This is a genomic window from Paenibacillus sp. FSL R5-0810, assembly GCF_038002285.1.
Classification (GTDB): domain Bacteria; phylum Bacillota; class Bacilli; order Paenibacillales; family Paenibacillaceae; genus Paenibacillus_AQ; species Paenibacillus_AQ lactis.
Genome location: NZ_JBBOCF010000001.1, coordinates 1,779,997 through 1,801,241, shown reverse-complemented (window position 1 = coordinate 1,801,241; position 21,245 = coordinate 1,779,997). Strand labels below are relative to the sequence as shown.

Here is a 21,245-nt window from a genome sequence, read left to right as displayed (position 1 = left end):
AATTGGTTTATCTACTCTAAAGTCCGCCCAAACGAGCGGCCGGGAAGAGTTGAAGGTGTTTTAATTTGTCTTACATTATGGGGGCGGTTCCCCTCCCCCGGTAAAGGCCTTTTATTTTCAGCTCCAACTGCTTGTTGTATCATTCATGAAGAACTGAAATGTAATGTTAAAATGGTCTTTCACTATTCCGAAGCAGGGACTGAATTCAGTTTCTTGCAACGGGAATATAACTTGTCCTTTTTCGCTGAATTTTTTATACATTTCTTCAATCTCGCTTTGTTGCGTCGCTGTAATGCAAATATTCACCTGATCTCCGATTACAATAGATTGCCCCGGAAAGATGTCAGCGACCATCAAATCATTTTCACCGGTTTGCAACACAGCATGGGAAATACGAGTCTTCACTTCATCAGGCAAACCATCGGCATCCTTGCCTTCTCCGTACGTAGTTTTGAACAGTAATTTCGAGTTCAACGCTTCCTGGTAAAACTCAATCGCTTCCGCAGCTTGTCCATCCAGCATAATAAATGGTGTCGAGCGCATTGACATATAAACATCTCCTTTTAATTGAAATTGTCCAATTTATTATTTGGACTTCATTAGCATCTTATCTGACAATAGTGACAATACTTGTCATAAATATAAGAAATGGAATTTATAATGGCAAAGTCGAAAAGACTGATCGGGATTATGATAATCATCAACAGAAAGAGATCCTTCGAAAACCAAGGACCTTGCCAATTTTGCGATCTGGTTAGATCTGTTGAACCATCCGAGCCGAAAATCGTTACCATCTTTATTAATGGTAAAAACTCTTCCTTACTGAATATGTCGGAAACACTCTTCGATCCAAATTTGAAACCAATGCACGACGGGTTCATTGCCCCTAAAGCGCCATGATCTCCCGGCTCCCCCCATCGTAAAACGACCACAAAAAAAGGCCAACCAAAAGATTCTGGCTAACCTGATAATACGAAAAGCCGCTAAAATAGCGACTTTTCTAAGGGGTAGTACAGGAATCAGATAGTAAGCTATCCTTATAACTTTCCCAACAACCTGCAGCTCGATTCCGTTTTGTTTCAAGTTGCGGAGTATCGTTGTGCGAAGAGCTTCCATGTTTCACCGAAAAAACCTCGTTTTGCCCTCAGGATTTTTCGCACCGACAATTCATACACATGTTCAGGTGATGAGTGAGCTGCGTTATATAATCTTGTTTCATGAACGCTCACCTCTCTCTTTCAGCAGACTTTCAGACCATCTTTCTGCTGTGTTCAGTATTATGCGTCCGGTTTCTTTTTGGCCAATTTGGCTCCAGCAGATTTTGCACGACAGACTACAAGCGGTGGGACACTTCGACGCTGAGCGTTATAATTTCAGCTGTCTAAAGTAGTGCTTAAAATGTGATAAAACTGCTCCCTATCTACAGTTCTGGCGATCTCCACATTTCCGTTTGGAGCGGGAGTAAATATCGTACTTCCCATATTGTTTTCCTTTTCCGTTTCCACCCGGACAGTGCCCTTTTCAAAACTGCAAATATCAGGGTGAAAAATAGAAACAGCTACTAAAGGGTCATGTAAGGTCAGCTTTCCGGCACTTTCCAGCCATGCGCTTCCAAAATCAAGAACAGCTTTCATCAAATCCGTATCTGCTCTTAAAAGGGTTCTCGCCCGTCTGGCATCAATGGTAAGCATATCGGTAACTTCCAGCGGAAATGCCTGATGGTTGGCTACATGGGAAGCAAATACAATCTTTGAAGCCAATGGGTCAGCCCATGAGTTCCAGTTGTAGCAAGGTTCTGGCAACGGATCAACGCCAAAATAGCCGTTCATTACATAAAGCCCTTTTAACAATCCCTGTGCGTCTGGATAAGAGCAAAACAGGGTAGCGATATTTGTCATATTTCCTATACCAATTAACACAATTTCATGTGGGTTTTCCTTTATTTTTTGATACAGAAAACCTGGTGCGTCCGCTTTCTCATAAGTATTGTGCGGCCAATGCTCTAATGCGCTTACACCATCCGGCGTGGGATATACGGGAATAGGCTGTAATGTCGTGTCCAAGCCCGCCACGATCGGAATCATTTTGCCTACGGTCCGACAAATTGCGTCTGCAACTGCCGCCCGTTTTTCAGGCTCTCCACAAACCGTTGTTATTCCAAGAAGTTCACATTGTGGTTCCTTTAATAAATATGCAAGGCAAATCGCATCATCAATATCTCCGCCAATATCTGTATCAAGTAAAATTTTTTCCATTCATAAAATCCTCCTGTATTTTTTTATTGATACAAGAGGTTGTTGCAAATCCCCATACTGCACCTCCTTATTTTAGTGGCTTATATTATATCACATGACCAAAATCTAGTGCGGCAACTGGTGGGTATGCTGCTCTTATGATTACCAAGTCTCGACGTCCGGTAATTTTTCCCCGGGTTAGGCTACCCTATAATGTAGTCACATTTCAGTCAATATCCTACAATGTGGCCGCTTTAATGCATTTTTTGGTGACACAAATTATTCTATATAAAAATAAAAATGCCCAGTAAATCATGTTTTTCTCGAATCATAAAATTTCAAGAACACGTTTCTTGGGGGCCAATGCGTCAGACAACCTGCCCCGGCCGCTCTGCCGGTGCAGCCGAATATCGGGCCAGCTCTGCCTGCAGCTCGTTCAGCGCGTCATCCAAGCGCCCTCTGAGCTGCTCCGTTATGTCGTAACCGCCGAGTTCCAGGCGGGTGACCCACTGATCTACGGCAAACACCCCGCTGAGAATGTTGGTCCCTCCGAGTGCGGAGACCACCGGCTTCAAGGCATAATCCACGGCAAGCAAATGCGCGATCGTGCCTCCGATAAAAAGGGGGAGCACAACCTTGCCCTGCAGGCCTTTTTGGGGAAGGAGATCCAGAATCGTCTTCAACGCTCCCGAATAGGAAGCTTTATACACCGGGCTTGCAATGATTACGGCAGCTGCGCCTTCAACGGCTGCGATAGCCTGCTTGATGGCCGGACTGTTAAAATCGGCCCGCAGCAAATCCTCAGCCGGTAGATCCGCTGCCGAGACGAATTCGATCTCGTAGCCGGCAATGACCAGGCGGTCCTCTAAGTATTGCGTCAGTCCGAACAAACGGGACCCTTGAGTCGGGCTCCCTGCTATAAATGCAATTTTTGTCATGGTCTTCCTCCTTATTCGTAAACGTCATGTACGGCTAAGCGTACCCATATTCGCGTCCCATGCACCAGGACATCCTCATCTGGATCGAATCGGGGCTGGTGTATCGCATGCACGATTCCCCGATCCGGATTCCCGCAGCCGATGAATCCAAAGGCACCAGGGACCTGATCCTGGTACCAATCGAAATCCTCGCCCGCCGAGCTTGGTGGATGGAGCCCCTGCACTTGCTCCTCACCCAGCACCTTCCCTGCGGCTTGCGTCATACGACGGAGCGCGGCTCCGTCATTGAGCACGGCCATCCCTTCTCGAAGCTCCAGCTTATAGCTGCCGCCTGCTCCCCCACACTCTAAGAGATCTGCAACCAGCTTCGAGGTGCGGAAGACATCGTACACTAACTCGGGATACTGATGAAGGTCCCTCCGTATCCTGGAGAGCTCTTCACGAAGCTCCCCCGCAAAAACCATCATTTCTTCATGCTCTACAGCAGCCTTCATTCGCGTCGTCTCTTAGGAACGGACAGCGACTGTCTGAGCCTTGCTGTACCGGTTCTCGGGCACGGGCAGACCCAAATTGCCGCGCAGCGTGTCGCTCTCGTATTCGGTTCTGTAGATGCCTCTATCCTGAAGAATCGGCACGACATGATCCACAAAATCCTCCAGTCCGTTCGGCACCGCTGCGGTAATCATGAAGCCGTCGGCTGCCCCGGCTTCGAACCAAGCCTGGATCTTGTCTGCCACCTGCTCCGGCGTGCCGATAAACCCGCCGCGCGGCGTGGCCGACTGCAGCGCCACTTGCCGAAGAGTAAGCCCCTTCTCCTTGGCATCCCTTTTGATTTTGTCGGTACCGCTCTGGAAGCTGTTCTTGCCCAGGTCGCCCAGCTCAGGGAACGGCTCATCCAGCGGATACTGGGAGAAATCGTGATGCTCGAAGAATCGGCCGAGATAATCCAGGGCATTCTCGATGGTCACCAGGCTGGCCACCTCCTCATATTTGCGCTCGGCCTCCTCCGGCGTGCCGCCGATGATCGGGCTGATGCCGGGAAAGATCAGCACTTCATCCGGATTCCGGCCGAATCCCGCCGCCCGCGCCTTCACGTCCTGATAAAAGGCTGCCGCATCCTCCACAGCCTCATGTCCGGTGAATACCGCATCGGCTTCCTTGGAGGCATAGTTCTTGCCGACCTCGGACGCTCCAGCTTGAAAGATGACCGGCTGCCCCTGCTTGGGACGAGCGATGTTCAGCGGCCCCTTCACGGAGAAGAACTCGCCTTCGTGATTCAGCACGTGCATTTTCTCCGGATCGAAGAATACGCCCGTCTCCTTGTTCCGCACAAAGGCATCGTCCTCCCAAGAATCCCACAGTCCCCGGACAACCTCCAAATACTCCGTTGCGATCCGGTATCGCTTATCATGCTCCGGATGCTCCTTTTTGCCGTAATTCAGCGCAGAGCCCTCCAGCGGAGATGTAACGATATTCCAGCCTGCGCGTCCGTCGCTAATCTTGTCAAGCGACGCGAACTGCCGGGCCACGGTGAACGGCTCGCTGTACGAGGTGGACAGCGTACCGACAAGACCGATGTTTTTGCTGACGGCGGCCAGGGCGCTCAGAATGGTGATCGGCTCAAAGCGGTTCAGAAAATGCGGTATCGATTTTTCGTTGATATACAAGCCGTCCGCGATGAAGATCAGGTCGAACTTGCCCTCTTCGGCTTTCTGAACCCACTGCTTATACAAACCTTAAAATTAACGCTTGCGTCGGGCTGCGCATCCGGATGCCGCCACATGGAGGTTCCTCCGCCCACACCGTGCAGGAGCGCCCCCAATTTCAATTGTCTTTGCTTTGCCATCTTCCATTCCTCCTTATCGATCTTAGCGCCATCGCCTCACACGGGGGCGGCAGCCAGTTTAATGCGTTCGATCTGCCCGAGATGATTCTGTATGTGACGGGTAAAACCGTTGACGATATCCGAGACGCTGACGGTCTCCACTTTGAAATTGATGCCGGTTTTGGCCGCATCGGCCGCGCTCAAACGACGAAGCAACAAGCTGTTATAGTGCAGCAGCGCCCGGAATGCTTCCAAAATATCCGCGGCTCTGCCTTCGTTCGAATATTGGCCGCTGACCCAGGCATCCTGATTAAACGCGGGCAGCTGGGCCGTCGTTCCGGCCAGAATGTCCCGGATTCGGAACGAGATCACGATGCTGTGATCCACCAGATGAGAGAGCACCTCCTGTACGCTCCATATGTGCGGTGCCTGCTTCCATTGGAGCTGATCCTCGCTAAGGCCAGCGACGGCGGCCAGCAGTTGATCATGCGTATTGACAAAGGCTTCAATAGGCAATTTGCTCATTCGATCTCCTCCAATACAAACTCGATAATGACCTGTTCGTGAGAAATAACAAGGAACTGCCCTTCGCATAACACTACAGTCCGTGTTCAGGGCCTCTTCATGGCGATGCATGAAATAGAACAAGGCTTTCGAACGGCAGTAACAAAAGAACTCCTTATCGCGAAGTCTCCCCGCCGGCATGGTAATGCCGGAGCGCCCGCTCCGCCAGCCTCGTGAAGAAATCGATGCTGACCGGAATCGCCCGCTCATCCAGATCAAAAGCCGGATGGTGCCACTCCTGCGTGCCCGCCGTTCCCATGAAGACAAACAACCCGGGAACCTCGCGCTGGTACACCGCAAAATCCTCCCCGGCCGGCGAAGGAACCGGTAACACCGCTTCATATCCTGCTTCGTCAGCAGCGGCATAACCGAGCTCCGCCAGCTTGCGGTCGTTATGGACCGGCGGCGGTCCCTCGATCCAGCGCACGGCAGCCTTCGTTCCGAAAGCTGCCGCCACGCCTTGAACCACCTGGCTGAATCGTTCAAGCACCTGCTGCCTGACGTCGTCATCAAAGGTGCGGATGGTCCCTTCCAGCATCGCTTTATCCGGAATCACATTCCACGCGGTTCCGCTATGCAGCTTCGTCACGCTGATGACGGCACTCTTCAAGGGGCTCACATTGCGGCTTACAATGGACTGGAGGGCCGTAATGATATGCGACGCGGTCACGATCGGGTCAAGGCCCGCTTCGGGTACGGCCGCATGGGACCCCTTCCCCGCCACTTCAACCACGAAGCCGTCGGCGGCGGCCATCAGCGGACCTTCCTTAATGCCAATAGTCCCAACAGGCAGGTCCGGCTTGTTATGCATGCCGAAGATCGCCTGCACGCCTTCGAGCGCCCCGCTGTCGATCACCTGCTTTGCGCCCTTGGCCTTCTCTTCCGCCGGCTGAAAGATCAGCCGGACGGTTCCTCTCAGCTCCTGCTCCCGCTGCTTCAGCGCATACGCCGTCCCGATCAAGGCAGCCGTATGAAAATCGTGCCCGCAGGCATGCATTTTGCCGGGAATCGTCGAGGCGTACGGGAGTCCCGTTTCTTCCTTGACCGGCAGGGCGTCAATGTCCGCTCGCAGCGCTATGATCGGACCCTCTTGAAATCCGCCGACTTCGGCGATTACGCCTGTGGCCAGCGGATACTCCGCGACCCGTATCCCGGCTTCCTCAAGCCAGCCCCGGATCAGCTGCGTCGTCCCAAACTCCTCGTTCGACAGCTCCGGGTACCGGTGCAGATGGCGCCGAATTTCAATAAATCGATGGATGTCTATATTCGTGGATAGAACTTGGCTAGGCATTCGTAAAACCTCCTAAACAGTCACGGATCTATGGCCGGCTCCATTACGCCTCGGCAGGAACCTCAGCCAACGCCTCGCTCAGCAGCTCGAATGAGCGGATTCGCTTGGCAAAGGGCTGGATATTGCTGGTGACGATAATCTCGTCGACGCCCGAAGCCTGCTGAAGTCGGAGCAGCTGCTCGCGCACGGTTTCCTTCGTCCCTTTGGTGATGAACGGCTCCTGTTCCTCAATCGTGTACGGCTCGCCTGCCTGGCGACCGAATTCTTCGGCCTGTTCCCTCGTCCCCAGCGTCAGCGTCCGGCCGCTGGCCAGATGAATCTTCACCAGCTTCAGCGATGCTGCCAGCTCCGCCGCCTCCTCCGCCGAATCGGCCACGATCACGGACAGGGCGACAAGAATCTCCGGTTCCCTGCCGTGGGAGTAGTCAAACGTGCTCCTGTAAACGCGAATGGCCTCCAGCGCTGCGGATTCATCCCCGTTGATGAAGAGGGAGAACACATAGGGCAGACCGAGTCCGGCCGCAATTTCCGCGCTGTCGGCGCTGGCACCCAGGACGTACAGCTCAGGCGCGGTCTCCGGCAGCGGAGCGGCGCGAAGCCCGGCGAGCGGATGATCCTCCTCCAGCGTGTTATGAACAAATTGGCGAAGCTCGACGATTTTATCCGTTAACGACGCGTTCTCCTGCACGCCCCGCTGCAGCGCCTGCGTGCTGCGCGGCAAACCGCCCGGGGCGCGCCCGATGCCCAGATCCACGCGTCCCGGCGCGAGCGCGGCCAGCACGTTGAAATTCTCCGCTACCTTGTAGGGACTGTAATGCTGCAGCATGACGCCGCCGGACCCCACGCGGATGGTTTGGGTTTTGGCTAGCAGGTAAGAGATGAGCACCTCCGGCGAAGAGCCCGCCACATGGTCCGAATCGTGATGCTCGGATACCCAGAAGCGCCGGAAGCCGAGCTCCTCCGACTTTTGGGCAAGCAGCACGGTGTGCGCGAACGCCTCCGCTGCCGTTTCCCCGGGATATATTGGACTTTGGTCAAGCACGCTTATGGTAATCCCCATATTGGTTGGCCTCCTAAATGCTATAGTTAAGCTCGGGCGTGATCCGCTTCAGGAACTGCTTGGTCCGTTCTTCACGCGGATTGTGGAACAGCTCGGACGGGGGGCCCTGCTCCACGATCACGCCTTCGTCCATGAACACGACGTGGTTCGCCACATCCCTCGCGAAGCCCATCTCATGCGTTACCACGATCATGGTGATCCCCTCCTTCGCGATTTTGCGAATGACCGCTAGCACCTCGCCCACAAGCTCCGGGTCGAGCGCCGACGTCGGCTCATCGAACAGGATCACCTCCGGCTCCAGGGCGAGCGCCCTGGCAATGCCCACCCGCTGCTGCTGTCCGCCCGAGAGCTGACTCGGGTAGGCATCCAGCTTATCGGCCAGACCCACCTTTTCGAGCAAGGCAATGCTCTTCAGCCTTGCCTCTGCCTTTGGCATTTTTTTGACGACGACCAGGCCTTCCATCACGTTCTCGATCGCCGTCTTATGCTTGAACAGATTGTACTGCTGAAACACCATGGCCGATCTCTGGCGTAGTTCATGAATCTCCTTCTTGGTGGCGCGCTTGCACTGGACACGGTAATCGCCGATAGTAATCTCGCCGCCATTCGGCTTCTCGAGATAATTCACGCAGCGCAGCAGCGTGGTTTTGCCGGAACCGCTCGGCCCCAGAATGACCACCACTTCCCCTTTGTTTACCGTCAGATCAATGGATTTCAGCACCGCGTTCTTGCCGTATGACTTTGAAATATCGGTCAGTTGAATCATGCGACGCCCCCCCGATTGTAGAGATTGATTCGTCTCTCGGTGATCGCGGTCAGTCTTTCGATGAGAAGCGTAAGCCCCCAGAAAATAGCTGCCGCCGCCAAGTACGATTCGAAGAACTTCCAGTTGGTCGAAGCCACGATCTGCGCCTGCGCGTTAATGTCCACAACCGACACGGTAAATGCCAAGGTCGAGCCATGAAGCATGCCGATCACCGAATTGGAGAGGTTTGGCAGGCTGACCGCCAAGGCTTGGGGGAATACGATCCTCCGCAGCGCTTGCCACGTCGTCATGCCGATCGAATAGGCTGCCTCCAGCTGTCCCCGGTTGACCGCGAGCAGGCCGGAACGGATCACTTCGGACATATACGCGCCTGCCGTAATCGAGAATGATATGAACGCAAACCAGATCATCGGGATGGAGGATGACTTAAAGCCCCAGCCCATCTGGGCGGACAGCGCATCCACCAGCACCGGCAGGCCGAAATAGATCAGCAGCAGATGCGTCAGCATGGGAGTGCCCCGGATAAAAGTCACGTAGGCAGTAGCGATCTGGCTGAGCACAGGCACCTTATAGATCCGGGCAAATGCGGCGATAAGCCCGATCATAAATCCGGCCGTGACCGATACGGCGGTGATCAACAGCGTTGTCGGGATCGCGGACATCAAGTTTACAAATGCCGCCCATATGAAGGATGGATCGATTTTCACAGCTCCGCGCCTCCTTTTTCAGGTCTTATTCCGGCGATGATACGGCGGTAGGATAATTTCTCTTGCACACGGAATCTCTTGCGCGCCGCCGACTCCGGAACCTCGTGGCGCATCAGGCGCCGCTCCGCACGCAGCAGCAGTTTCTCAAGCGTGAAGCTGATGACAAGATAGATGAAAGCCAGCGCCAGATAAGCTTCGATAAAATGCTGGGTGATATTGCCCAGGGTTTGCGCTTTTCCCGTCATCTCCATGAGCCCGAGGGTAAACGCCAAGGAAGTATCCTTCAGCAGGGCAATCACCATATTCGAAAATACCGGAACCGCGATCGCGAGCGCTTGAGGGAGGACGATCCGAAGGAAGGCTTGATGTCCCTTCATCCCCATGGCGTACGCCGCCTCTACCTGGCCTCTGTCCACCGCGGTTACCGAAGCCCGGATCATCTCCGACATGAAGGCTCCGGTATGAAGCCCGTAAGTCAGGATCACGAATACCATGACAGGCGCCCGGGACAGGTCGATATGAACCAGCTTAAGGATCTCCGGCAGACCATAATAGAACAAGAAGAGCTGGATCAGAATCGGCGTTCCCCTGAAGAACGAAATGTACACCATGGAGAATGCGTTCAGCACCGGGATCCGGTAGAGACGGGGAAGGGCAACCAGAAATCCGGCGACGATTCCCACCAGCAGAGAGCCTGCCACGATCAGCATCGTGACGCCTAACGTCGACAAGAGCTTGGGCAGAAAGCTAAATACATACGAGTAATCGAACGGTGCACCCATGGACCCCTTCTCCCTTCTACTAGGTTAATCTCATCATGGATTCGACGAGGTGAAGTCGTCGCCCAGCCATTCCTTGCTCAGCTTGGTCAGCGTTCCATCCGATTTCAGCTCCTTGATCGCATCGTCAACCGCATCCGACAGCTTCTGGCTGTCCGGGTCATCCTTGCGGAATACGAACAGGATGTCGGCCTCCGACAGGTGGTCGCCCGTTGTTTTCAGCTTTCCTTGCGGGTCGATCAGTGGCAGCGTAAAGTCCGCCCCGACGGTTGCATCCACCCGGCCCGTCGTAATCTGGCTCACGGTATCATTCGCCGCGCCGTTCTGATAGACAATGTTGATCGCATCGTTATTGTCCTTGTTGTAGTTCTCCAGAATCTGAGCAGCCGCACTGGTTGCACCGGTCAGTACCTTTTTGCCCTTCAAATCATTCAGCGATTGAATGGAGTCGTTCTCCTTGGCGACGATGATCTTATTCCGCCAGTAGGCGTAAGGCTCTTTATTGAACAGGTACTTTTCTGTTCGCTCCGGATTCTTCTCCATCTGGTGAGCTACAAAATCAATTTTCTTCGTTTCCAGGCTCAGCAGCAGATTGGAAAACTCCTGGGTCTGCAGCTCGAACTCATACTCCGGCAAACGTTGATCAATCTCCCGTACCAGTTCAACGTCAAAGCCGGTCAGCTTTCCGTTCTCGTCAATAAAGCAGATCCTTGGAAAGGCCGTGCCCGTGCCGACAACAATCTTCGTTACTTTTCCTTCCGCAGCGTTCGCCGTGCTATCTTTTTGCGCCTCTCCACTCTTCGTGCCTGTTCCGCATCCGGCGATCACCCCTGCCAATGCGATTACAACGGCTGCCACGATTGATTTCTTCACGACCTCATCCCCCTTCAATCTTGTCCCGATTCATAAATTAATAATTCCTATAGATTTAGTAAGAATTATGTTGTCACTAACTTTACCGCGATTTTGGAAACGCGTCTAATAGAGTTTTTCTATTCATCCATGCATTTCATCAATAGGACAATTCGCGGCCGAGCTCCAGCAAAGAATCCAGAAACCCATTGTTGTGCCCGTTCAAGGAGATGAGATGGGTCTGCAGGGAAATGCCTGCCGTCTCGGCAATATCAACGGGAATCAGGCTTCCCTCGGCTACCTCCTGCTGAGCGCATAGACCCGGAAGAAAGCAGATGCCTGCCCGCCCCAGCACAAGCTTCTTCGCCGTCTCGGAATTATCGACCTGAAACACGATATTCGGCGGCTGTTCCAGACTCTCGAATACCCGGTGAATCCTCAGCCAATCCAGCGAACCGCATTCGAAGAAGACCAGCGTCTCGTGCCGGATATCCCGAATGGAGGCTCTCCCGGCAGCAGCAAGTGGATGATCCTTATATACATAGAGGCGGATGGGATCTTCAAAGAACGGATAGGATTGAAACGCCGGATTCATCAGCTTGCGGACGAAGGCCAGATCGATGTCCTTGGACGTTATCTTGCCGGCCAGCTCTTCCGTGGGGCCGGTCGTCAGCTTGAAGTTCATCTCGGGAAACCGACGGTTGAGCACTATGAGCAGATAGGGCATTAAGTAATTGGATACCGAAACCGTGCTTCCGATTCTGAGCTCATTGGGCATGGACGCTTTGGATTGAAGATGGTGTTTCCCTTTTTGGAAGGTTTGGAGGATCTGCTGGGCATAGGGAAGGAATTGTTTGCCTTTGTCGGTCAGATGAATCTGTTTGCCCAAACGGTCGAACAGCCTGCAGTCGAGTTCCCTCTCCAGCGACTGGATGCGCGCAGTTACCGTCGGCTGGGATAGAAACAGAACGTCTGCCGCCTTGTTGAAGCTGCCGTAGTGGTTGATGTAGACAAAAGCCTCGATATTTTCGATGTTCAAGCTAACACCTCCGGGACCATAATTATACGCATTATACCTATGAATATAGATGGTTTTAAGACTGCAATTTACCTTATAAATTATCCTTATCTTAGGCAGTTGGAAAATTATTGTCAATCCAAATATGCTTATAGATTTTTTTAATGATAGTATTAATATTCTTGTTTTCCCATTTGTTTAATTGGAATAAACTGCTATACTAATCTCACCTTTTCAGGATATGGCCGTATCCTCTGAAGTTTAAATGACCAAAAAAAGGAGTGGTAGCGTTGAATTCAATCCAAGAAGTGATCGTACGGGATGCACATGAGTGGGAACGCGAGGCTGTTGCGGCTGTGATGCTGGAATCCTATCAGCAGTATGCCTTCGATCTGTCTGCGGAGCGATGGAAGGATTATCGGGATTCCATTAGGAATTCGGCTTACAGCCATGCGCCGCATGCCCGGATCGTCGCCGAGCTTGGCGGGGAAATCGTTGGCAGTGTGCAGCTCTTCCTCTCTTCGGAGGCCGCTTACGGAAAACCGGAGATGGGGATTCACTCGCCTATTATCCGCCTACTTGCCGTATCTCCGGGTTTCCGGGGGCGCGGGATCGCCACGCTGTTGATTCAAGAGGCTGCCCGCAGATCGATCCAGCTTGGCGCAACCACGCTGAATCTCCATACTTCCGACATGATGGCCTCTGCGGTGAAGCTATATGAGCGGCTCGGCTTTGAGCGGGCGTATGACACGGATATCTACAACGGAGAAAGTCTTGTAAAAGGATACCGGATCGAACTGCCCGGATCCTTGCTGCTACAAAGCGCCTTATGAAAAATAAAGGCCCTAGTAATCAGGTTCCTTATGTTCAATTGAGATTCTCATCTGTATTATAAATATCTTTCTGCAGCAACGCCTTTATCCAATTATGAAGCCATCCTGATATTTTTCTCGAAAGTTTGGCCAATTCGTAACGACTTCATTATGTCTACTTAAAAGCCCTGAAACTCTTTAATCCCTTGCTTATAAGAAGACCCGCCCTCAAGAACCGGGCAGGGTCGATATCATGAATGGAAGCAAGATCCTCGGGATGTTCCATGATGTATACCTCATACGGTGCAGGATCCAGTATTTTTCGCATAAGATGCATTACGCCGTCGCCGTTCTTGGGGTCGAAGTCCAGTATTGAAGCATAACCGTTCCGCCGATACATGTCAGCCAGCCAGGGATGCCGCGCGGCTGTCGCTAAAGTAACCGCAGGTGCTCGATGTCGTCAAGAAGGACGGACCGTTCGACCCAATCCATTAACTACGACCCAAGTTCCCTCGCTTGGAGCAAGGGATCCACCGCAAACCATTTTATAAAAGGCAGGGCCGTCACGTCCCGAACCTCTCCTTCCAGCGAATAGGTGAGCGTCGCCGCGATTTCACCGTCCTGCTCCAAGACATAGCATTCATTGCGCTGGATATTGGACGCGGCGAGTTCTGCCGTGGCGTTGGCGGCTGGCCATTTCAGTTCCAACTTCCGAATCGGTTCGTAGGCACGGAAAAGGATATCCCTTACCGTCGCAGCATCTTCCGCAGTTGCCAACCGTATGGTATCGCTAATCGAATATGCCCCCTTCCATTCTTTCATGATAATATTTCGACAGGAGCGGCTCTGGTTACTCCTTTTGAGCATGGGTTTCATACTTGAAACGATGGGCTCGGTTTGACAATATCCCTATTAAACGGGGGAGATTAGTCTATTTTAATTACAAAAAAAGGGGTATTGAATATGATCGAATACCGCAATAGCGTTTTTCTTTGTACCTCCGAAATCACTCTCGGATTAATAAGCGGAAAATGGAAGCCTTTGATTTTAAGTCATTTATCGAAACAAACCTACCGGTTCAACGAACTTCAGAAGCTGATGCCCGGAGCTACGCAAAAAATGCTGACGGTGCAGTTAAGAGACTTGGAAAACGACGGATTAATCGCCCGGAAAGTGTATGCGGTAGTTCCGCCAAAGGTCGAATATTCGCTAACCCAATTGGGAGAGGCGCTCATGGTTATATTAGTCCAGCTTCGCGACTTTGGGACAGAATATATGCGGTTATTTCCGGACGACGAACTGCCATCCGGAACACAAGAGCATGAGGTTAACGGTTAACAACTTGACGAGAATAGCTTCCATTCAACAGAATTACCCCTCTTAATTTACTACTTGCCAGATGCGGCGCCTCCACCTCATCGGCTTGTTCGTCAATGATTACAACCACATTTAGCGGAAACAGTTTGCCAAGCAGCGCCCACACAACAAGCGGATTGCCTCCAACCGAAATGTAGTGAACGCCGTCTTCATCAAACGCCGCGAGTCCTGTCACCCCCAAGATATCCGAAGCAGAGTGTTCGATCCATGCGGAACGGGCCGGCCATGCTGTACTTTCCGCGGATACGTGGATTTGCTCAGGACGATACATATATCGGTGTCCTCGCATAGCCTGCCCAACATCCACACAATAATCGTAATTCCCATCCGACAATCTCAGATTTAATATAACCCGACCTTGTTCATTGGCTTCGGGTACGATATCTATTTCGTTTTGGAAACTTGCTTCATTATTATTCTGTTGCTCTGATGTACGGGAACTTATCCAACTGCGGGTAACTGAGTAGTAATCCCCCTCAGCATAATCGAAGACAACGGAGTCAGCCCCCCCGGCCTTCTCATACGGCAATAGATGAGCGGGATGCCAGCAAAGTAAGCTTTTTGTGGCGGTAATTGGTTTTCCAATTGCGGCAGGCAGCACCATCCCGAGACGGTATTGAAATCCGTATCCAATCATGGAGAGTTCAGGGCTTAGGAAACTTTGCGCGAAGCGTACAACCTCTTTGTGTGGCATTTGTTTGACCAACAGTTCTGTGAGGAAGCGATTCCGCGCCGGCTCGATAAATCGAAGTCCCTTCTCTTGATCCCCCTCCAGGATCATAATAGGAACTTCCTCCCAGTTTTCAAAAGGCATCAACGCATCTCTCAGGAGGATAAGTTGGTGCAGATACTCATTAAACAACTGCATGATTTCGGGACTGCCCTTAGGCCCCATTAAAATGCTCACCACCTCTGGCGTCCACCGATGATTGTCACACTGGCTTCTATGAACAAGCTGGAGTAAGGCTTTTTCTCCGTACATCAACCAAGCCGACTTCTCTAAATAATATTCTCGGGCCCAGATTGACAATGTGTTTCCGATTTTTTGCGCCTGATCGAGGAACGGGCGTTTCGTTTCATCTTCCGAGGCGATCAAGGCCAACGGCAGCACGGCTTCTCTTCCGGAAACTCCTAAGCTGGATTGGAGATTCCTTAGCAGCGACTCAGCGGCTGCAGAGTCCCCAAGCTGTGAGCAAACCGCCTCGAGTAAGGCACTTGTTTCGCGGACGATATCTTTCGCGCGGTACACACCAACAGGGAGTTCCCATTGCTGTTTCTTTTGAGAGTCTACAGCACGAAACGTCGTAGTCTCGATATCCATTCGCGTCCCAAGTCGCAGGCTGCTATCCTCTATTTTGATCCGATATTCCAATTTATCTCCCCCTTTCGTTATTTCTGACTCAGTATAAATTCAATTGACATACTTGAAAAGTACGCACTTTGGGGTATGTCAATTTCAATTAAGTGACTTAGTTTCATGAAGGAAACCTTAGTTGCCGATAAAACAAAAAAGCCGCTAAAATAGCGACTTTCAATGTAACGTGTTCTTGTCTCCCGACACTAACCCCCCTTATCCCATGTCTTTCATTTTGAAGAAGCTATTGTCATCAACACGACTTCGGTCCTTGGTTTTGTACCGTTAGCGGCAACTGCTATATACGAAGGTGTTTTTGTGACCCACCTTAACGATACGATGAAGTCTGAACCTCCAAAGTTTCATTAAGGAACGCTTGAACTCCTTGATCACATTACCTTTCTTCCCAGTCATTAAGTCTAACTCTTCCCTATTCATTGTTACCACGAGGAGAGCCCTGTTCTTTTCCACTTGTTTTCGGTAACGCAAACATATACATAATCGTCGTCCCATGCTATCTGACCCTGACTACAGGCATCTGTGGATGAAGCTGGCGTATATTTGTCTCGGATTCGAAGCATACCCCCGTTTATATCTAGCTTGGTATCGGGGTCATTCGTTCCTAAACCGACATTACCGCTGCTGCGCTTTATGGTTAGCGGGGAATCAACGACTTTGCCGTCATCGTCAAAACGAACGAATTGCATGTCGGCTCCGGAATTGTCCCCCGGTTCTTCGGAACTATCTGCCCGAAGGGCCCATCTCGTTATCGTCTCATTTTCCTTGCCGGCTACACTGAACTGGATATCCCGGTTAGTCCCTCTTTCCCCTGCGACTCGCAGTATGCCGCTCATTACATTGAAGTTGGAAGAATGTGTACGAATCTCGCTAACGTCAGTATCGTAGGGAATTTCAAACCGGGTAAACAGTTGGTTCGGATATTCACCCGTTGGCGACATCGTCGTCTCGAATGAGATATGCTTATGGTCTTGTTGCTCCGGATTGTTAGCCTTGTCATGCGAAATGATCGCCGTTTTGTTCATTCCCTTCTCGTCGAGCCAAACGATTGCAGGCTTAGCCCTTTCCGCCGTCCATTGAAGCCGAATCAGATCAGACTGATGCCCTTCTTCCTCAACCCACCTCTGATCAGTAGACATATGTAGTCGGTCATTATGTGGTACGCGAATATTGTTATCGGATTGTTTAAGTTCGCTTAAGTTTATCTCCGATTCTTGGTTCTGAACGGTACAGCCAATGCCCAACAAGCAGATGCCGCCTACTATCATCATAATCGTCCTAATGTACTTCAAAGCGTTTCCCTCCGTTGTCGTAAATTCGAACTCGTTACGTAATAAGACTGATCGTATTATATTCAACAGAGGTCGTATACCCATTTCATCAAACTTCCCGGAAAAATGATTCTTTTCGTCTATGCTATCAAAAAAGCACTCCACCAGACAGAAAGTCCTACAAAATCGTTTTATGGCAATCGGTACAAGTGCTTGTCTTTCCTCTCGGAAACATAATTGTTTGCGTTCAACCAGATCAGCTTCCCTGAACGGACATTGGGTTCACCGATAATTATTAACCTTGTAAAAATGACCCTGATTGCCATTAAGCATCAGGGTCATTTTCGGGTGTTGATGAATGATTACATTTTTCTTCTCACGTTTTAATCTTCCAAGGAATGATATCTCAATTGCACTGGCAAATATCCCGTATTTCGCTCAATTATCAAAAACATTGCTCAATCTCTGCTAGTCCATAATCATATCAACAACTTTTTTAGCGAACGCAGCATAGGATTCGATTTGGTCCGGATTTCGATCAATGGCCCATCTGAGGTTATCAAACGCGCTTAATAGCAGCAAATGTTTCATTTCAGTTAGGTTTTCTACACTTATTCCGTACCCGTCTAAAAATGCTTTGAATTCTTCTATACTCGGATTTCCGTCTAGGATATGGCACCGCATCAACCAAATAATTTCTCCATGCGGTACCGTTCTTACTTCTGCATTGCCCCAATCCAATAATATTACTTGTCCCGTCTGATTGACTATCGTATTCTTCAATGAAATATCTCCATGGGTTAAACCGAAGCGGAACGTTTCTTTTTTCAAATTTTCAAACAGTTTTCGCACTCTCTGCGATTTTATTTGATTGATTACTCCAAGCTCAATCAACTGATCATTCTCCGTCAAACTATTGATATTATACTGCACATATCCTAGCCAACTGCCGTCCGATCCTGCGTGAGAGGGTGAATGAAACTCACCATGGACTGGATCAATCAGATTTTCCCCATATCCCTTCACTGGGATCGAATGAATAAGTTTCGCATATTTGCCAAGCTGCCTCCAAACATCGGACTTATTAACCTTACTATCTACTCCATTGTCTCCATCAACGAAAGCTTGAATCATATATGCGGTTCTATCAATTATGCCAATGGACAACACCTCAGGTCCGGGAATGCCAATTGCGGCAGCTTGTTCAATACACCATTTTTCTTTCACATAGCTTGGATATGTACCTGAGTCGTTCATGCGAACAACGACTTTACGACTCTCTGTTTCGACTACGAAAACCTGATTTACGAAGCCTTTCCCTATGATCTGGTATGATGTTTTTACTTTTTCAAGAAGAAAATCGCTTGCAATTCGTTCTGCTTGTATGTCTCCCACGGTTTTTTCACCCCCAGAAGTGTCGTGTTTCGAATAGTTTACCACACACTTTTTTTGGTGGGAAAGTACGTTTATCACTAAACTAACCTGCCCGTTAGTTGAATAAAGCCAGCGGGCTTCTTGTTCATTATTGAACTGTCGTCTCCATTAGCGTAGCATCGTCTATAATTTTTATACTACAAATACCCCGACTATTACAGCGATTACAATCATAATTCTTTACGTCAAAATGAAAAAAACACCGTCATAAAAACATGACGGTGTTTTTTGACTTTTAATTTTGAAACGTAACTCTCCGACGTGTTGGCTGAAGTTCCTTGTTCAAGATTAGTCGCTTAGATCATCGCGGTCAGTAATATGTATAACAAAAGCATACGAGGTATATCCTGCCTCCCAGTCCGAATTAACTAAGATGGTATATACCCCCAGTTCCGTTGGCAGCTGTACTCGATGATCAACCGCCATCATTTCGACATACTGCTCAGTGCCGTTACCCGAATCAAAGACGTTGAATATCTTCAATCCGTCAGGCTCCAATCCAGCCGGATAAGTTATGACGATATTTGAGCCAGGCCTCACGCTAACCGGCGGATACCGGGCTTCGGACACCCATTGCTCTACCGGATCGTTCACTTCCAGGCATCCATTCCAGCAAGAGCTTCCCTGCAGCAGCGGTATCTCCTGCATCCATACGGTACCATCCTTGTACTCGTTCTCATAAGCAATGGACGGAACGGGTGCCTCTATTTGTTCATCGAATGCTAAGCTTTGCTGCTTGATCGAGATTAATTCCTTGTTCTCGTCATAATAAACATCGGCATGCATTTCTTCCCCTACAAGGCGAAGCGGGACGTAGATGTTTCCGTTGTAGTTAATTACAGGAAGCCTGACGGTTTTACCGTTAATCTCAAATTTCCCGGAAGACAGGAAGTCAATCGAGGAGCTTGCGCCGTAAGCGGCCAAACCGATCACAGCTAACAAACTGAACCATATCCATACCCATACATATTTCCGCAAATCGCCCTCTTCGCTCCCTTCGATAGTCGGTCATACCATTTTTATTCAGGTACTTGCATGCCTCGCGGCAATCGTACTTCAAAAGCTGTACGAATCAAGCTGCTGTCGGCCGTGATCGTTCCATGATGCTGCATCACGATATTTTTCGAGATAAATAAGCCAAGGCCTGTGCTGCCCTCCCGATGAATCCGGGATTTATCGCCGGTGTAAAACATGTCGAATAAATGCGGCAGTTCGTTCGGATGGATGGGCTCGCCAAAGTTGATCACCTGAACTACCGCTACTTCTGCTTCAAGGAAAGCATGAATATCTACAAACTGACCGTCGTAGCCGTAACGAATCGCATTGGTCAGCAAATTTTCAAACACGCGTGCCAGCAAGTCGCCATCGCCCGAAATGATCAGATGCGGAGTAACGTGCAATCGGGCCTTCAGTTTGTTTTTCTCAAAAACCGGAAGTAATTCTTCGCTTAACTGCGTCAGCAGCTCGCTTAAATCGATGGGGCGTTTTTCGACTGGCAGCATACCGTAATTCATTCTCGTGATTTCGAACAATTCGTCGATCAGCTTCTCCAAGCGCTTCGACTTCGCGAAAGCAATGCCCGTATAATGCCGAACCTGTTCTTTGGTCAATAACTCGTCCCTGATAATGAAATCCAGATAACCGATAACGGAAGTGAGCGGCGTACGCAAATCATGGGCCAAATTCAGTATCAGTTGATCTTTGCTGCTCTCGGCAAAATCTCCCCTCGCCACCGCTTGCTTGAGCATCTCCCCGGTCAGATTGATATCCGCTGCGATATCCCCGAATTCGTCCCGGGTCGCAATCGAAACACGCTTGTCAAACTCGCCGTTGGCGAGGTGCCGAATCCCCGCAGAAATTTCATTGAAATAAGCCACATAAGGCTTTGTAAGCAGAAAGAAAAAAAAGACCGCCAGCGGGATAAAAAATATCAGGAAAAAATTAATATCCCCGACCGTTCTTATGAACAAACGGACATAAGCCAGCGGATCCTCGAATTTAACCTGAGTTCGGTAATAATATTGCAGAATTTTGTATAGTGCGAACATGATGATGCCGGATAAGAGCATGCTCAAGCCAAAGAGCACAATCATTTTGGAGCGGAAGCTTTGTATCAAATTAGCCATTGAACGTATAGCCTACCCCCCAAACCGTTTTGATCAGCTTGTTTTTGTTCGTATCTTCATGCAGCTTTTTCCGCAAAGTCCGAATATGCACCATAACCGTATTGCTTGTTTCAAAGTAGGCCTCGCCCCATACGTGCTGGAATATATTTTCCGTACTAAACACCTTTTTTGGGTAACTGGCCAGTAAATGCAAAATGTCAAATTCTTTAGGCGTCAGCTCGATCGTTTCGCCAAACAGGGTCACCATCCGCTGATCGGGGTAAATGACCACCCCTCCAGCTTCCAGCGCGGGTTTGCCGGAAATCATCGGTTGGCTCATTTGCATATAACGGCGAAGGTGGGCATTCACACGCGCGATCAGCTCCATCGGGTTGAAAGGCTTGGTCATATAATCGTCTGCGCCTCTCACCAGCCCAGCAATTTTATCAAGATCGGACGTTTTGGCGCTCAAAAAAATAATCGGCATTTGATTCCGTTCCCGAATTTGCCGGATGACTTCATAACCATCCAGCTTGGGCATCATAATATCCAGTATCGCCAGATCGATGGAATGCGTTTGAGCTGATTGTACCGCCTCCTGCCCGTCCGCCGCTTTAAGGACATCATAGCCTTCTTTTTTTAAGTGCAGCTCAATCAGGTCCGCAATTTCTGGCTCATCGTCCGCGATAAGAATTGTAATCCGCTTCATGGTATCCATCCTCTTCGTTCACTTTGCAACTTTATTGAAACTTGAGACTATAAGCAGGAGGGTTCGTAAATTCAATCCAACAGCTTGCTTGTAAGCACCTCCCGACTATACCAGTCTAACTGGAATATCTT

The 21,245-nt window shown here is 50.1% G+C and carries 21 protein-coding genes and 1 pseudogene; 2 read left to right on the top strand and 20 right to left on the bottom strand.

Annotated features, from left to right (window positions below; all coding sequences use genetic code 11):
- Window positions 1-117: 117 nt before the first annotated feature.
- From MKX76_RS08165 to MKX76_RS08105, 13 genes and pseudogenes are all read right to left on the bottom strand, one after another.
- Window positions 118-549, bottom strand: coding sequence for a VOC family protein (locus MKX76_RS08165; protein WP_213614121.1), 432 nt, complete (start codon window positions 547-549; stop codon window positions 118-120).
- Window positions 550-1,373: 824 nt separating this feature from the next.
- A complete protein-coding gene (locus tag MKX76_RS08160; RefSeq protein ID WP_210095514.1) occupies window positions 1,374-2,255 on the bottom strand; it encodes a nucleoside hydrolase in 882 nt (293 codons plus the stop codon).
- A gap of 347 nt (window positions 2,256-2,602) precedes the next feature.
- Entirely contained in the window at window positions 2,603-3,172 is a 570-nt protein-coding gene (gene ssuE, locus MKX76_RS08155; RefSeq protein WP_210095515.1) for an NADPH-dependent FMN reductase, read from the bottom strand.
- Window positions 3,173-3,183: 11 nt separating this feature from the next.
- Window positions 3,184-3,666: a M20/M25/M40 family metallo-hydrolase gene (locus MKX76_RS08150; protein WP_210095516.1), complete on the bottom strand. Its 483-nt coding sequence runs from the start codon at window positions 3,664-3,666 to the stop codon at window positions 3,184-3,186.
- Between the two features lie 12 nt (window positions 3,667-3,678).
- A pseudogene (locus tag MKX76_RS08145) lies at window positions 3,679-5,018 on the bottom strand (LLM class flavin-dependent oxidoreductase).
- A gap of 36 nt (window positions 5,019-5,054) precedes the next feature.
- Window positions 5,055-5,522, bottom strand: coding sequence for a DinB family protein (locus MKX76_RS08140; protein WP_341033429.1), 468 nt, complete (start codon window positions 5,520-5,522; stop codon window positions 5,055-5,057).
- A gap of 154 nt (window positions 5,523-5,676) precedes the next feature.
- Window positions 5,677-6,852, bottom strand: a complete 1,176-nt coding sequence (locus MKX76_RS08135) for a M20 peptidase aminoacylase family protein (protein ID WP_341033428.1) — start codon at window positions 6,850-6,852, stop codon at window positions 5,677-5,679.
- A 43-nt stretch (window positions 6,853-6,895) separates the two neighbouring features.
- Window positions 6,896-7,912, bottom strand: a complete 1,017-nt coding sequence (locus tag MKX76_RS08130) for an LLM class flavin-dependent oxidoreductase (protein ID WP_341033426.1) — start codon at window positions 7,910-7,912, stop codon at window positions 6,896-6,898.
- A gap of 13 nt (window positions 7,913-7,925) precedes the next feature.
- Window positions 7,926-8,678, bottom strand: a complete 753-nt coding sequence (locus MKX76_RS08125) for an amino acid ABC transporter ATP-binding protein (RefSeq protein WP_341033425.1) — start codon at window positions 8,676-8,678, stop codon at window positions 7,926-7,928.
- The gene (locus tag MKX76_RS08120) at window positions 8,675-9,385 is read right to left on the bottom strand and encodes an amino acid ABC transporter permease (protein WP_341033424.1); all 711 of its coding nucleotides are present in this window, start codon (window positions 9,383-9,385) and stop codon (window positions 8,675-8,677) included. The genes MKX76_RS08125 and MKX76_RS08120 overlap by 4 nt, the downstream gene beginning before the upstream one ends.
- Entirely contained in the window at window positions 9,382-10,167 is a 786-nt protein-coding gene (locus tag MKX76_RS08115) for an amino acid ABC transporter permease (protein ID WP_210095523.1), read from the bottom strand. The genes MKX76_RS08120 and MKX76_RS08115 overlap by 4 nt, the downstream gene beginning before the upstream one ends.
- Before the next feature lie 33 nt (window positions 10,168-10,200).
- A complete protein-coding gene (locus MKX76_RS08110; RefSeq protein WP_090911061.1) occupies window positions 10,201-11,037 on the bottom strand; it encodes a transporter substrate-binding domain-containing protein in 837 nt (278 codons plus the stop codon).
- A gap of 139 nt (window positions 11,038-11,176) precedes the next feature.
- Window positions 11,177-12,055: a LysR family transcriptional regulator gene (locus tag MKX76_RS08105; RefSeq protein ID WP_210095524.1), complete on the bottom strand. Its 879-nt coding sequence runs from the start codon at window positions 12,053-12,055 to the stop codon at window positions 11,177-11,179.
- 269 nt (window positions 12,056-12,324) lie between these two features.
- On the opposite strand from MKX76_RS08105, the gene MKX76_RS08100 reads away from it, so the two are divergent.
- On the top strand, window positions 12,325-12,867 hold the full coding sequence (locus MKX76_RS08100; protein ID WP_007131441.1) for a GNAT family N-acetyltransferase: 543 nt from the start codon (window positions 12,325-12,327) through the stop codon (window positions 12,865-12,867).
- Window positions 12,868-13,341: 474 nt separating this feature from the next.
- Here MKX76_RS08100 and MKX76_RS08095 read toward each other — a convergent pair whose 3' ends face one another.
- Entirely contained in the window at window positions 13,342-13,668 is a 327-nt protein-coding gene (locus MKX76_RS08095; RefSeq protein WP_244152755.1) for a hypothetical protein, read from the bottom strand.
- A 141-nt stretch (window positions 13,669-13,809) separates the two neighbouring features.
- Here MKX76_RS08095 and MKX76_RS08090 point away from each other — a divergent pair, with 141 nt between their 5' ends.
- Window positions 13,810-14,184: a winged helix-turn-helix transcriptional regulator gene (locus MKX76_RS08090; RefSeq protein ID WP_007131443.1), complete on the top strand. Its 375-nt coding sequence runs from the start codon at window positions 13,810-13,812 to the stop codon at window positions 14,182-14,184.
- Here MKX76_RS08090 and MKX76_RS08085 read toward each other — a convergent pair.
- From MKX76_RS08085 to MKX76_RS08060, 6 genes are all read right to left on the bottom strand, one after another.
- The gene (locus MKX76_RS08085) at window positions 14,174-15,595 is read right to left on the bottom strand and encodes a hypothetical protein (RefSeq protein WP_341033422.1); all 1,422 of its coding nucleotides are present in this window, start codon (window positions 15,593-15,595) and stop codon (window positions 14,174-14,176) included. The two genes, MKX76_RS08090 and MKX76_RS08085, sit on opposite strands and share 11 nt — an antisense overlap.
- Window positions 15,596-16,017: 422 nt before the next feature.
- On the bottom strand, window positions 16,018-16,887 hold the full coding sequence (locus tag MKX76_RS08080) for a hypothetical protein (RefSeq protein ID WP_341033421.1): 870 nt from the start codon (window positions 16,885-16,887) through the stop codon (window positions 16,018-16,020).
- A gap of 447 nt (window positions 16,888-17,334) precedes the next feature.
- Window positions 17,335-18,261 carry a phosphotransferase family protein gene (locus MKX76_RS08075; protein WP_007131447.1) on the bottom strand — a complete coding sequence of 309 codons (927 nt, stop codon included), beginning with the start codon at window positions 18,259-18,261 and terminating at the stop codon, window positions 17,335-17,337.
- A 327-nt stretch (window positions 18,262-18,588) separates the two neighbouring features.
- On the bottom strand, window positions 18,589-19,278 hold the full coding sequence (locus MKX76_RS08070) for a stalk domain-containing protein (RefSeq protein ID WP_007131448.1): 690 nt from the start codon (window positions 19,276-19,278) through the stop codon (window positions 18,589-18,591).
- 41 nt (window positions 19,279-19,319) lie between these two features.
- Complete coding sequence (locus MKX76_RS08065; protein ID WP_007131449.1) at window positions 19,320-20,426, bottom strand: sensor histidine kinase; 1,107 nt, start codon at window positions 20,424-20,426, stop codon at window positions 19,320-19,322.
- Window positions 20,419-21,114: a response regulator transcription factor gene (locus MKX76_RS08060; RefSeq protein WP_007131450.1), complete on the bottom strand. Its 696-nt coding sequence runs from the start codon at window positions 21,112-21,114 to the stop codon at window positions 20,419-20,421. The genes MKX76_RS08065 and MKX76_RS08060 overlap by 8 nt, the downstream gene beginning before the upstream one ends.
- Between the last annotated feature and the right edge of the window lie 131 nt (window positions 21,115-21,245).

Coding starts and splice junctions, on each gene's coding strand:
- MKX76_RS08115 (WP_210095523.1), bottom strand. CDS start 10,167: ATGGGTGCACCGTTCGATTACTCGTATGTATTTAGCTTTCTGCCCAAG.
- MKX76_RS08060 (WP_007131450.1), bottom strand. CDS start 21,114: ATGAAGCGGATTACAATTCTTATCGCGGACGATGAGCCAGAAATTGCG.
- MKX76_RS08150 (WP_210095516.1), bottom strand. CDS start 3,666: ATGAAGGCTGCTGTAGAGCATGAAGAAATGATGGTTTTTGCGGGGGAG.
- MKX76_RS08165 (WP_213614121.1), bottom strand. CDS start 549: ATGTCAATGCGCTCGACACCATTTATTATGCTGGATGGACAAGCTGCG.
- MKX76_RS08065 (WP_007131449.1), bottom strand. CDS start 20,426: ATGGCTAATTTGATACAAAGCTTCCGCTCCAAAATGATTGTGCTCTTT.
- MKX76_RS08095 (WP_244152755.1), bottom strand. CDS start 13,668: ATGAAAGAATGGAAGGGGGCATATTCGATTAGCGATACCATACGGTTG.
- MKX76_RS08125 (WP_341033425.1), bottom strand. CDS start 8,678: ATGATTCAACTGACCGATATTTCAAAGTCATACGGCAAGAACGCGGTG.
- MKX76_RS08160 (WP_210095514.1), bottom strand. CDS start 2,255: ATGGAAAAAATTTTACTTGATACAGATATTGGCGGAGATATTGATGAT.
- MKX76_RS08130 (WP_341033426.1), bottom strand. CDS start 7,912: ATGGGGATTACCATAAGCGTGCTTGACCAAAGTCCAATATATCCCGGG.
- MKX76_RS08090 (WP_007131443.1), top strand. CDS start 13,810: ATGATCGAATACCGCAATAGCGTTTTTCTTTGTACCTCCGAAATCACT.
- ssuE (WP_210095515.1), bottom strand. CDS start 3,172: ATGACAAAAATTGCATTTATAGCAGGGAGCCCGACTCAAGGGTCCCGT.
- MKX76_RS08135 (WP_341033428.1), bottom strand. CDS start 6,852: ATGCCTAGCCAAGTTCTATCCACGAATATAGACATCCATCGATTTATT.
- MKX76_RS08140 (WP_341033429.1), bottom strand. CDS start 5,522: ATGAGCAAATTGCCTATTGAAGCCTTTGTCAATACGCATGATCAACTG.